Annotated in this window: 10 protein-coding genes; 7 read left to right on the top strand and 3 right to left on the bottom strand. The window is 65.6% G+C overall.

Annotated elements, in window-relative coordinates; genetic code table 11:
* Positions 1-14 precede the first annotated feature (14 nt).
* The 7 genes from AC1DJH_RS06855 to typA all read left to right on the top strand — a co-directional run bounded on the left by AC1DJH_RS06855 (position 15) and on the right by typA (position 9,750).
* The gene (locus AC1DJH_RS06855) at positions 15-1,217 is read left to right on the top strand and encodes a YbfB/YjiJ family MFS transporter (protein WP_478185195.1); all 1,203 of its coding nucleotides are present in this window, start codon (positions 15-17) and stop codon (positions 1,215-1,217) included.
* 176 nt (positions 1,218-1,393) lie between these two features.
* Entirely contained in the window at positions 1,394-2,032 is a 639-nt protein-coding gene (rimP, locus tag AC1DJH_RS06850) for a ribosome maturation factor RimP (protein WP_478185194.1), read from the top strand.
* A 16-nt stretch (positions 2,033-2,048) separates the two neighbouring features.
* On the top strand, positions 2,049-3,542 hold the full coding sequence (nusA, locus tag AC1DJH_RS06845; protein ID WP_435438315.1) for a transcription termination factor NusA: 1,494 nt from the start codon (positions 2,049-2,051) through the stop codon (positions 3,540-3,542).
* A gap of 24 nt (positions 3,543-3,566) precedes the next feature.
* Entirely contained in the window at positions 3,567-6,551 is a 2,985-nt protein-coding gene (gene infB, locus AC1DJH_RS06840) for a translation initiation factor IF-2 (protein ID WP_472111719.1), read from the top strand.
* Between the two features lie 21 nt (positions 6,552-6,572).
* A complete protein-coding gene (rbfA, locus tag AC1DJH_RS06835; protein ID WP_093122236.1) occupies positions 6,573-6,944 on the top strand; it encodes a 30S ribosome-binding factor RbfA in 372 nt (123 codons plus the stop codon).
* A 2-nt stretch (positions 6,945-6,946) separates the two neighbouring features.
* Positions 6,947-7,915 (top strand): tRNA pseudouridine(55) synthase TruB, encoded by a 969-nt coding sequence (gene truB, locus AC1DJH_RS06830; protein WP_478185193.1) that lies wholly within the window; start codon positions 6,947-6,949, stop codon positions 7,913-7,915.
* A complete protein-coding gene (gene typA / locus AC1DJH_RS06825; RefSeq protein WP_478185192.1) occupies positions 7,912-9,750 on the top strand; it encodes a translational GTPase TypA in 1,839 nt (612 codons plus the stop codon). The genes truB and typA overlap by 4 nt, the downstream gene beginning before the upstream one ends.
* Positions 9,751-9,858: 108 nt before the next feature.
* Here the strand turns inward: typA and AC1DJH_RS06820 are convergent, their stop codons facing one another.
* The 3 genes from AC1DJH_RS06820 to AC1DJH_RS06810 all read right to left on the bottom strand — a co-directional run bounded on the left by AC1DJH_RS06820 (position 9,859) and on the right by AC1DJH_RS06810 (position 12,702).
* Positions 9,859-11,301, bottom strand: coding sequence for a hypothetical protein (locus AC1DJH_RS06820; RefSeq protein WP_478185191.1), 1,443 nt, complete (start codon positions 11,299-11,301; stop codon positions 9,859-9,861).
* A 99-nt stretch (positions 11,302-11,400) separates the two neighbouring features.
* A complete protein-coding gene (locus tag AC1DJH_RS06815; RefSeq protein WP_435438320.1) occupies positions 11,401-11,793 on the bottom strand; it encodes a COG4315 family predicted lipoprotein in 393 nt (130 codons plus the stop codon).
* A gap of 90 nt (positions 11,794-11,883) precedes the next feature.
* Complete coding sequence (locus AC1DJH_RS06810; protein ID WP_478185190.1) at positions 11,884-12,702, bottom strand: anti-sigma factor family protein; 819 nt, start codon at positions 12,700-12,702, stop codon at positions 11,884-11,886.
* Positions 12,703-12,712: the final 10 nt, after the last annotated feature.

The following is a 12,712-nucleotide window of genomic DNA, read 5'->3' as shown; positions in this document are numbered from 1 at the left end:
GGAGTCTGCAAGCAATGTCGGAAATCGGACGCGACCGGCGCGGGGCGTGGCGCGCGGCGCTGGCCTGCATGGTCACCCTGTCGGTGGCCATGGGCCTGGGGCGCTTTGCCTTCACGCCCATGCTGCCCATCATGCTGCACGAGGGAAAGCTGGAGCTCGCCACCGGCGGGGTGCTGGCATCGCTCAACTACCTGGGCTACTTTCTGGGTGCGGTCAGCTGCGCGGCCATCGGCATCAAGGCCTCGAGCATGGTGCGCGGCGGGCTGCTGGCCACGGCGGCATTGCTGGTCGGCATGGGGCTGCTGCACAGTTTCACGAGCTGGGGCATCCTGCGCGCCGCCGCCGGCGTGATGAGCGCCTGGGTCTTCGTGTTCGCCTCCGGTTGGGGGCTGCGCAGGCTGGCGGAAACCAACTCGCCGATGCTGGCGGGGGTGATCTACACCGGTCCGGGAATCGGCATTGCGATGACCGGCTTGCTCGGTGGGGCGCTCGGGCGATGGGGCTCCGAGGCGGGCTGGATCGGCCTGGGCATGCTGGCGGTCGTTTTGATCGCGGTGATCTGGCGGGTGTTCGACGACGGCGAGCGGGCGCCGGTCGGGGGCAGGACGGCCGTTGCCCCCGCCGCGAAGGGGCGCGCCAGCCGCTCGGCGGCCGATCGCAGCGATGCGATCTGGCTGGTGGCGCTGTACGGGCTGGCGGGCTTCGGCTACATCATCACTGCGACCTTCCTGCCCGTGATCGCCCGGCAGGCGCTGCCCGGTTCGTCCTGGCCCGATTTCTTCTGGCCCTTGTTCGGGCTGGCCATCATTCCCGGGGCCTTGATCGGCGCGAGGGCGCCTACGCATTGGGACAACCGGCTGTTGCTGGCCATGGCCTATTCGCTGCAGGCGCTGGGTGTGGTGTTGTCGGTGGCGTGGCCGACGATCGGCGGGTTCGCGCTCGGCAGCCTGCTGCTGGGGATGCCGTTCACCGCCATCACTCTTTTTGCGATGCGGGATGCGCGCAGATTGCGCGGCAACGCGGCCGCCGGCCTGATCGGCTATGCAACGGCCTCCTATGGGGTGGGGCAGATCGTCGGGCCGCTGTTTGCGGCGCCGCTGGCCCAGCGGACGGGGTCGTTTCAGCTGCCGCTGCTGGTCGCGGCGGCGGCATTGGCGCTCGGCGCTGTTTTATTTGCATGGGTTTGGCTCAAATCTCGCCGTCCAGTGGGCGTTTGAGTGCCTATGCCCCTTCATTTATTGCACGAATAGCATATAATTCGAGGCTCACGACCAAACGGGCGGGTACCAACCGCCCGTTTTTTTTGGTCTGTGCATTCTGAACATTCCAGCGATCTGGCATCCGTGGCGGGCGGATTGCACAGTTACCGTATTTAAAAGGCACTTTCGAACACGTGGCATTGCAGCAAATAGTGGAACAAGCCGTGGCCGGTCTCGGCTATGACCTGGTCGAGATCGAACGCTCGGCCGGGGGAACGCTGCGCGTGACGATTGATTTGCCGTGGACGGCCCCCACATCGGAAGCTGTCGCGGCCGGTGTGCCCGAGCCCTTCGTGACGGTGGAAGACTGCGAGAAGGTAACGCGGCAGTTGCAGTTCGCGCTTGAGGTGGATGGTGTCGATTACAAGCGGCTCGAGGTGTCCTCGCCCGGTATCGACCGTCCGCTGCGCAACGAGCAGGATTTCGGGCGTTTCGTGGGTGCGGTGATCGACATCACGCTCAAGGCGCCCATGGGTGCGGCGGCGGCGGGTCAGGTGTCCGCCAACCGCAAGAAGTTTCGCGGGACGCTGGAGCGTGTCGAGCAGGCGGATGGCGCTCAGGGCTGGCAGATCGTCTGGAGCGATGCGCCCGAGGCCAAGCCTGGACAAAAAGTGAGCAAGAAGCGCGCGCCTGCACCGTTGCATGCGCTGGGCTTCGTTTTGGACGAGCTGCGCGATGCGCGGCTGGCGCCCATTGTGGATTTCAAGGGCCGCAAGGCCAAAACCCAACCGGGTTTTTCGGATATTGACGACGGAACGCAGGTTCCGGACTGACCAGAGGAGTGGTGGCATGAATCGCGAAATGTTGATGTTGGTGGATGCGATCTCGCGGGAGAAGAACGTCGAACGCGACGTGGTCTTCGGCGCGGTCGAATCCGCACTGGCGCAAGCCACCAAGAAGCTCCATCAGGGCGATGTGGACATCCGCGTGTCGGTCGATCGCGACAGCGGCGACTACGAAACCTTCCGCCGCTGGCACGTCGTTCCCGATGAAGCCGGCCTGCAGCTGCCCGACCAGGAAATCCTCCTGTTCGAGGCCAAGGAAGAAATGTCGGACATCGAAGTCGGCGAGTACATCGAAGAAGCGGTGGACTCGGTGCCAATCGGCCGCATCGGCGCCATGGCCGCCAAGCAGGTCATCCTGCAGAAGATCCGCGACGCGGAGCGCGAGATGCTGCTCAACGACTTCATGTCGCGCGGCGACAAGATCTTCGTGGGCACCGTCAAGCGCCTGGACAAGGGCGACATCATCGTCGAGGCCGGCCGCGTCGAAGGCCGCCTGCGCCGCAGCGAGATGATCGCCAAGGAAAACCTGCGCAATGGCGACCGCGTGCGGGCCATGATCATGGAGGTCGACCTGACGCTGCGCGGCGCGCCGATCATCCTGTCGCGCTCGGCACCCGAGTTCATGATCGAGCTCTTCCGCCAGGAAGTGCCCGAAATCGAGCAGGGCCTGCTCGAAATCAAGAGCTGCGCCCGTGACCCGGGTTCGCGCGCCAAGATCGCCGTGCTCTCGCACGACAAGCGCGTCGATCCGATCGGCACCTGTGTCGGCGTGCGTGGCACCCGCGTCAACGCCGTGACCAACGAGCTCGCCGGCGAGCGCGTGGACATCGTGCTGTGGAGCGAAGATCCGGCCCAGTTCGTGATCGGCGCCTTGGCCCCGGCCAACGTGTCGTCCATCGTGGTCGACGAGGAAAAGCACGCCATGGACGTGGTGGTCGACGAGGAAAACCTCGCCATCGCCATCGGCCGCGGCGGCCAGAATGTGCGCCTGGCTTCCGACCTCACGGGTTGGAAGATCAACATCATGGACGCCAACGAGTCTGCGCAGAAGCAGGCCGTCGAAACCGATGCCAGCCGCAAGCTGTTCATGGAAAAGCTCGATGTCGACGAGGAAATCGCCGACATCCTGATCGCCGAAGGCTTCAACAGCCTCGAGGAAGTGGCCTATGTGCCGATTTCCGAAATGCTGGAGATCGAAGCCTTCGACGAAGACACCATCAATGAGTTGCGCACGCGCGCCAAGGATGCGCTGTTGACCATGGAAATCGCCAAGGAAGAGGGTGTCGAGGTCCAGCCGCAGGTATCGCAAGACCTGCACGACCTCGAGGGCCTCGACCCCGAGCTGATTCCCAAGCTGACCGAAGCGGGTGTGAACACCCGTGACGATCTTGCCGACCTCGCGGTCGATGAACTCACCGAGATCACCGGCCACAGCGCCGATGACGCCAAAACTCTCATCTTGAAAGCCCGCGAACATTGGTTCGCTGGCCAAGAGTGACGGTCATGAAGGCACGAAACCAATATGTCCAGTACCACTGTCGCCGAGTTCGCGAACGAGCTCAAGAAGACTCCCGAAACCTTGCTTGACCAGCTCAAGAGTGCAGGTGTGCCCAAAGCGGCCGCCACCGACGCCCTTACCGAGGCTGACAAGCAGCGCCTGCTCGGCCACCTCAAGGCCAGCCACGGCACCGTCGAGCCCGAGCGCAAGAAGATCACGCTGACCAAGAAGTCGACCAGCGAGATCAAGCAGGCCGACGCCACCGGCCGCGCCCGCACGATCCAGGTCGAGGTCCGCAAGAAGCGCACCTTCATCCAGCGCGAGGACGGTCATCCGGCCACGCCTGAATCGGCACAGCATGCGGAAGAAGCGCCGGTCGAGGTCCCCGAAGCCCCGCGCGTTGACGAGGCCGAGCTGGCCCGCCGCGAGGAAGAGGCGCGCCGCCAGGCCGAGCTGATCCGCCGCCAGGAAGAAGAACTGGCCGAGAAGCGTCGTCTGCGTGAAGAAGCCGAAGCCCGCGAACGCGAACAGGCCGAGAAGGTCGAGCGTGCCGAACAGGCTGAGCAGGCACAGCAGGAAGCCGTGCGCGTCGCTGCTGCGAAAAAGGCCGCTGCGTTCGCGGAAACCGCCGCCGTCAACGCCGCCAGCAAGGATGCGCATGCAAGGCACGCAGCCGCTCCGGCGGTGATTGCCGCTGCCGCCGCTGCCGAACAGCAGGCCGCCGACACCAAGCTCGCCGCGCAGAATGCTGCGACGCAAGCCAAGGAAGACGCGAAGGCCAAGGCCGCCGCCGAATCGAAGGCCCGTGCCGACGAGGAAGCCGCCCGCGCCAAGGACCTCGACGAGCGTCGCCGCAAGGCCCTCGCCGAAGCCGAGGCCATCCGCGCCATGATGAATGCACCGGCCCGCGTGCTGGTGCCGCACAAGGCGCCCGAGAAGCCGCAGCCCGAAAAGGCCGCGGTCAAGGGCACGCTGCACAAGCCGGCCACGCCCGCACCGCGTCCCGGCGCGCCGGCCGCTCCGGGTGCTGCTGCAGCGCCTGGCGCCGCGGGTGCCGGCAAGGAAGTCAAGTCCGCCAAGCTCTCCTCGAGCTGGGCAGGCGACCCTGCCAAGAAGAAGGAAATCAAGACCCGCGGCGATGCCAGCGGCGGTGTCAGTCGCGGCAACTGGCGCGGAGGCCCGCGTGGTCGCCGTGGCAACGACCGCGGCGGTCACGACGAGCAGCACGCACCGGCCGCACCGGTCGAGGCGCGCATTCTCGAAGTGCACGTGCCCGAAACCATCACGGTGGCCGAGCTCGCGCACAAGATGGCCGTCAAGGCGCAAGAGGTCATCAAGCAACTGATGAAGCTCGGCCAGATGGCGACCATCAACCAGTCGCTCGACCAGGACACCGCGATGATCCTGGTGGAAGAAATGGGCCATACCGCGGTGGTTGCCGCGCTGGACGACCCGGAAGCCTTCACCGACGACGACGTGTCGGCGCAAACTGCCGAGTCGCTGCCGCGCGCTCCGGTCGTGACCGTCATGGGCCACGTCGACCACGGCAAGACCTCGCTGCTGGACTACATCCGCCGCGCCAAGGTGGCTGCGGGCGAAGCCGGCGGCATCACGCAGCACATCGGTGCGTACCACGTGGAAACCGCACGCGGCATGGTGTCGTTCCTCGACACCCCGGGTCACGAGGCCTTCACGGCCATGCGTGCCCGCGGTGCGCAGGCCACCGACATCGTGATCCTGGTGGTGGCGGCCGACGACGGCGTCATGCCCCAGACCAAGGAAGCCATCAAGCACGCCAAGGCTGCGGGTGTGCCGATCGTGGTTGCCATCAACAAGGTGGACAAGCCCGACGCCAACCTGGACCGCGTGAAGCAGGAACTGGTGGCCGAAGAGGTGGTGCCTGAAGAGTACGGCGGCGACGTGCCGTTCGTGCCGGTGTCCGCCAAGACGGGCCAGGGCGTGGACGAGCTGCTCGAGCAGGTGCTGCTGCAGGCCGAAGTGCTGGAACTCAAGGCGCCGGTGGAAGCCGCTGCCAAGGGCCTGGTCATCGAAGCCCAGCTCGATAAGGGCCGCGGCCCGGTCGCCACCGTGCTGGTGCAGTCCGGCACGCTGAAGACCGGCGACGTGGTGCTGGCCGGCTCGACCTATGGCCGCGTGCGCGCCATGCTGGACGAAGACGGCAAGTCGACCAAGTCGGCAGGTCCGTCGATCCCGGTCGAAATCCAGGGTCTGACCGAAGTGCCCCAAGCGGGCGACGAATTCATGGTGATGAGCGACGAGCGCCGTGCGCGCGAAATCGCCACCTATCGTGCCGGCAAGTTCCGCAACACCAAGTTGGCGAAGCTGCAGGCCGCGAACCTGCAGAACATGTTCACCGACCTGTCGGCGGGCGAAGTGCAGACGCTGCGCATCATCATCAAGGCCGACGTGCAGGGCTCGCAGGAAGCTCTGGCGCAATCGCTGCTCAAGCTGGCGACCGAAGAAGTCAAGGTGCAGATCGTGTACGCCGGCGTGGGTGGTATCAGCGAAAGCGACATCAACCTGGCCATCGCTTCGAAGGCGGTCGTGATCGGTTTCAACGTGCGTGCCGATGCTGGTGCGCGCAAGCTGGCCGAGAACAACGGCGTGCAACTGAACTACTACAGCATCATTTACGACGCTGTGGACGAGATCAAGGTTGCGATGTCGGGCATGCTGGCACCGGAGCGCCGCGAAGAGATCATCGGCTCGGCCGAGATCCGCACGGTGTTCGTGGCCTCGAAGATCGGTACGGTCGCAGGTTCGTACGTCACTTCGGGCTCGGTCAACCGCAGCGCGCATTTCCGCCTGCTGCGCGACAACGTGGTGATCTACACCGGCGAAGTCGACTCGATCAAGCGCATGAAGGACGATGTCCGCGAAGTCCGCGAAGGTTTTGAGTGCGGTATCAAGCTCAAGAACTACAACGACATCAAAGAAGGCGATCAGCTCGAATTCTTCGAAATCAAGGAAATCGCCCGGACGCTGTAAGCGTTCGAAGCGAGAGAGTCCATGCCTAAAAGAAAAGCCGCCGCCCCCAACCGTGCGTTCAAGGTTGCCGACCAGATCCAGCGGGATCTGACGGAGCTGATCGCGCGCGAGTTGAAGGATCCGCGCGTGGGCATGGTCACGATCCAGGCCGTCGAGGTCACGCCCGACTATGCGCACGCGAAGATCTTCTTCAGCTTGCTCACGGGCGATGTGGACGAGACCACCGAAGCGCTGAACCAGGCCGCGGGTTTCCTGCGCAACGGCCTGTTCAAGCGCTTGCACATTCACACGGTTCCCACGCTGCACTTTCTGTTCGACCGCACCACCGAGCGTGCGGCCGACATGAACGCGCTCATCGCGCAAGCCGTCGCCTCGCGTTCGAAAGACGAATAGCCATGAACGCGCCACGCACAAGGGTGCAGCGGCGCCCTGTGCATGGGGTGTTGTTGCTCGACAAACCGCTGGGTCTCTCCAGTAACCAGGCTTTGCAGAAGGCCAAGTGGTTGCTGCGCGCGGAAAAGGCAGGCCACACCGGCACGCTCGATCCGCTCGCCACCGGCGTCCTGCCCTTGTGTTTCGGCGCGGCCACCAAGTTCAGCCAGCTGCACCTGGACGCCGACAAGATCTACCTGGCCACGGCCCGCCTGGGGGTAAAAACCGCCACCGGCGACGCCGAGGGCGAGGTGATCGAGGAGCGACCCGTGCATGTCACGCCAGAAGACCTGGCGCGCGTGGAGGCGCAGTTCACCGGACCGATCCGCCAGGTGCCGCCGATGCACAGCGCGCTGAAGAAAGACGGCAAGGCGCTGTATGAGTACGCCCGTGAAGGCATCGAAGTCGAGCGGGCCCCGCGCGACGTCGTGATTCATCAGCTGAAAGTGTCAGATGCGAGCGTCCATCCTCAAGAGTTTGCTATCAAAATCGAAGCAAATGTGAGCAAGGGCACCTACATCCGCACGCTCGGCGAAGACATCGGCGAGGCCCTCGGGTGTGGCGCACATCTGACCGCGCTTCGACGCATCGCCACCGGCGGTTTTGTCCAGGCGCAGTGCATCACGCTCGAAGCCCTCGAAGCGATGGACGAAGAGCAGCGCCTGGCGCAGCTCTTGCCTGCCGAATCGCTGGTGGACGGCCACAGCCGCGTCACGCTCGGCGCGGAAGATGCGGCACGTTTTCTTTCGGGCCTGCGCCGCCGCGGCGACTGGGCCGACGCGGGCGAGGTGGCCGTGTTCGGCACCGAGCCGCCGGCCTTCCTGGGCTCTGCCCACGTCAAGGCCGGTGAATTGATCCCGGGGCGCTTGCTGAACCCCATCGAAATCCAGCAAATTCTTTTGAACGCACAACAGACCGAAGCGACACCATGAGTACCAAGCAAATCCGCAATATCGCCATCATTGCCCACGTGGACCATGGCAAGACCACGATGGTCGACCAGCTGCTGCGCCAGTCGGGCACCTTCGCCGATCACGAGAAGGTCGTCGACACGGTGATGGACAACAACGCCATCGAAAAGGAACGTGGCATCACGATCCTGGCCAAGAACTGCGCCGTGACCTGGGAAGGCACGCACATCAACATCGTCGACACCCCGGGCCACGCGGACTTCGGCGGTGAAGTGGAGCGCGCGCTGTCGATGGTCGACGGCGTGGTGCTGCTGATCGACGCGCAGGAAGGCCCGATGCCGCAGACGCGCTTCGTGACCAAGAAGGCGCTGGCCCTCGGCCTGAAGCCGATCCTGGTGGTGAACAAGGTCGACAAGCCCGGCGCCAACCCCGACAAGGTGGTCAACGCCGCCTTCGACCTGTTCGACAAGCTCGGCGCCACCGACGAGCAGCTCGACTTCCCCGTGGTGTACGCCTCGGGCATCAACGGCTGGTCGTCGCTCGAAGAAGGCGCTCCCGGCGAACAGTGGGGCCCCGACATGTCGGCCCTGTTCAACACCATCCTGAAGTACGTGCCGGCGCAAAAGGGTGACCCCGCAGCGCCGCTGCAGCTGCAGATTTCCGCGCTCGACTTCTCGACCTTCGTCGGCCGCATCGGCGTGGGCCGCATCAGCCAGGGCACGCTGCGTCCGATGATGGACGTGGTGGTCATGGAAGGTCCGGACGGCAAGGCCGTCAAGGGCCGCGTCAACCAGGTGCTGACCTTCCAGGGCCTGGACCGCGTGCAGACCACCGAAGCCGGCCCGGGTGAGATCGTGCTGATCAACGGTATCGCCGACATCGGCATCGGCGTGACCATCACCGACCCCGCCAACCCGGCGCCGCTGCCCATGCTCAAGGTCGACGAACCGACCCTGACCATGAACTTCTGCGTGAACACCAGCCCGCTGGCCGGCCGCGAAGGCAAGTACATCACCAGCCGCCAGATCTGGGACCGCCTGCAAAAGGAGCTGCAACACAACGTGGCCCTGCGCGTGAAGGAAACCGACGAAGAAGGCATCTTCGAAGTCATGGGCCGCGGCGAACTGCACCTGACCATCCTGCTGGAAAACATGCGCCGCGAAGGCTACGAGCTGGCCGTGTCGAAGCCGCGCGTGGTGTTCCGCACCGTCAACGGCGAAAAGCACGAACCCATCGAGCTGGTGACGGCCGACATCGAAGACCAGCACCAGGGCGGCGTGATGCAGGCCCTGGGCGAGCGCAAGGGCGAACTGGTCAACATGGAACCGGACGGCCGCGGTCGCGTGCGCCTGGAGTACCGCATTCCGGCGCGTGGCCTGATCGGCTTCACCAACGAATTCCTGAACCTGACGCGCGGCTCCGGCCTCATCAGCAACATCTTCGACAGCTACGAAGCGCACAAGGGCGACATCGGCAGCCGCAAGAACGGCGTGCTGATCTCGATGGACGACGGTGAAATCTTCACCTACGCGCTGGGCAAGCTGGACGATCGCGGCCGCATGTTCGTCAAGGCGAACGATCCGGTGTACGAAGGCATGATCGTCGGCATTCACAGCCGCGACAACGACCTGGTGGTGAATGCCACGCGCACCAAGCAGCTGACCAACTTCCGCGTCTCGGGCAAGGAAGATGCGATCAAGATCACGCCGCCGATCGACCTCACGCTCGAATACGGCGTGGAGTTCATCGAGGACGACGAGCTGGTCGAAATCACCCCCAAGAGCGTTCGCCTGCGCAAGCGTTTCCTGAAGGAACACGAGCGCAAGCGGGCCGGCCGCGACACGTCGCAAGGCTGACGCCCTTGGCCCCTGCCTGTGCAGGGGCGTGCAGCATCCAGATCACCTTCTGGCGCAGCCTCTTCGAGAGGTTGCCGCCGGGGGTGATTTTTTCGTTGGGGCGCCGGCTTATTGCGGCAGGGCGTCGGCGGCGAGGCCCATGCGCTTCAAGCGCGCCTCGAGCACCGAGCGCATGAAGGTCTTCGGAAAGTCGTCGCTCACGCGCCAGTTGCCTTTCTCTTGCAGAAACTTGAACTCACCGGCCAGTGCGAGCGACTGGGTGTCGCCGCCGATGGCGCCCAGCAGTCGGTCGTTGTATTCGATGACCAGCGGGCAGGCCTGCACCGCGTCGTTCTCGAGCGCCCGGCATGGCCCGGCAATCTCGACCTCGGCGATCTCGCGCGAGCGGTCCGGGTCCTTGTCCAGCAGGCCGGATTCGTTGCGCGGGCGCTGGCGAGACAGTGCCGACAGTGCCGAGTTGGCTGAACGCACGCTCAGCGGCGCGGCGCCTTCGCGGAACGCGTTCTCCAGCGCCGCGCGACCGATGGGCTCCGCGTTGTAGCGCGGCTTGCCGTGGGCGTCCAGGTTGCCGAAGCGCGCCTGCACGATGGCCAGGTCGGCGCCGCGCACCACCATTTCGTCGCTCTTCGGCGCGACGGGGCCGATGGTGTAGGCCATCGGATCGCGCTTGTCTCCCTGCGTCATCACGGCCGTGCAGCCGCGCACACGGTCTGTCTTGCGATAGCCGATCTCGCGCATGTTGCCGATGGATGGCGTTTGAAGCTCGGCGCGCTTTTGCGGATCGAGGGTGCGCATGCGCACGTCCAAGGAAACACGAAACATCAGGTTGTCGAGCGTCTTGCGCGTGGAGGCCGCGTCGCAGGCGGGCACGCCGGCAGGCGCAAGGAAGTACCAGCCGAGGCCGCCGCCGATCACCAGCACGGTCAGCATGAATTTCAGCGCGCCAATACGGCGGGCGCGCTGCGTGCGGGACTGCCATGCCTTCATGGCCTGCGCGTCGGCATCGATCAGCGCCTGTGCCTCGTTCACGATGCGGGCGCGATCGGCGGCCATGGCAAAGGCCGGCTCGGCGGCAACCTGGGCGCGGAGTGCTTCGAAGCCTTTCTTGTCAATGAGCTCCTCGCTCACCAGCCAGGCCAGCGTGGCCGCTGCGGAGGCGGGCACGCTGCCGACCACGGGTGTTTCTTCCAGCGCCTCGTCGCGCGTCGGCGTGTCGATGAGGCCGTCGCTGTGCAGGGCCTGGAGCGCCTCATGGGTGATGCCTTGCCCGGCCAGTTCGACCATGTCGTCGGCATCCATGGCGCTGATGGCGGCGTCGTCTGCGTGCGGATGGGCAGGCTCGGCGGCCTCGACCTTGTCCAGCGCGGCGTTCTGTTGCGCTTCGGTGATCAGGCCTCGCACGCGCATCCATGCCAGGGCATGCGCGGGCCTTGGAAGGGGCGGGAGGCTCGGCGTCTCGGGATGTGCGAGCACGGCGTCGTGCTGCGTGTCGTTGATCAGGCCCTGGGTCAGCAGTGCGAGGAACGCGTCGGGGTTGGCGTCAGAAGTCATGCGGGCATTCTGCCGTGCCCCCTCGGCGCGATGCGTTGGTCGAGGCGGACAAAAAAAACGCCGGCGGTTGCCGGCGTTTCGTTGAGGTGCCCTGGTGAATCAGGGGCGGGCAACCTTCCAGGCGCCGTTGGCAACGCCGTCGCCGGTCTTGTCGCCAGCCTTCGCGTCCTTCGACCAGAAGTACAGCGGCCAGCCCTTGTAGGCCCATTGGCGCTTGCCGTCTTCGCGAATGATGATGGTGTAGCCGCCGATGGGCTTGGCCGTCTCAGCCACGCCGAGCGGGGGCCAGTTGGTGGCGCACTGGGCGTTGCAGGCGGAAGTGCCGGCGCCGGCCGTGTCCTTGGCGAAGGTGTACAGCGTCATGCCGTTCGGTCCGACCAGCACGCCGTCGGCGGTGCGGGTGGGGGTGTCGGGCGCTTTGGCGGTCGGGGACATGCTGCCGCAGCCGGCAAGCAGGGCCGCCGCGAGGATCGAGGCGCTGAGCAATTTCATGCAGTTTCTCCTTCAGTTGAAAAATCGCGAAGACGGATCCGGTGACGGGCCGGGCCGAGTAAATGCGCGAGCCGGCAGTTTATGCGTTCATCAAGACAAATCGCGGTAGGCCAGCGTCGCCAGTTTGAGCAGTAGTTCTCGCGGCAGCTTGCCCGCGAGGGCGTAGCCGAAGCCCTGGTCGACCCAGTAGAAGCTGGGCACAGGGCCTTCGGAGGCGAAGCGGAAGGCGGTTTCGCGCGCGGGGGCAGCCCCGGCGGCATTGGCGTCGAGCGTGCCGATGTACAGCGTCACGCGCTCGCCGGCGGCGTCCTCGAACATGAACTGGGCGCGAGCGCCGGTTTCTCCGGGAAGCAACCGGCCACCGACCAGGGTGTACCCCTGGGAAGACAGGTCGGGCACCTTCAAAGGCCGGTCCAGGCGCTTGGAGAGCCACTGCACCAGATGCTGCTGCTCGGACGCTGCCACTTCGACAGGGTGCCGCTTTTCCGGCACGTACACGGCGTGCGCCATCGACGCGTCGTGCACGAACTCACGCACCGCAGGTGCCTTGGCCAGCTGCGAGCCGCCGCGCGCGGCGGACCATTGGCTGCTGCCGATCCAGCCGGCGGCGAAAGCGACCAGCACGCCGGCCGCCATGCCGCCCCAGCGCACCCAGGAGGCACGCTGCGCTTGTCGTGTCGGATGGCCGCCGAGCGCATTCATCAGGGCCGCGGGAACGGGCTCGTCGAGCAGCTCGCCGTGCAGCCTGCGCAAGGCGTCGCGCTGCGTGTGCCACGCGGCGATCTTCGCGGCCACGGCAGGATCTCGCGCAATGGCTTCTTCGACCGCGCCGTGACGCTCGGCAGCCAGTTGGCCGTCGACCCAGGCGTGCAGCTCGTCGTCGGTGGGGGGCGGGGCGGGGCGGTTCATGGTGTGGCGA

The sequence above is a fragment of the Variovorax sp. 10N412 genome, from assembly GCF_056394985.1.
Note: the sequence above shows the minus strand (reverse complement) of the source record. Positions and strands in the feature narration are given on the sequence as shown.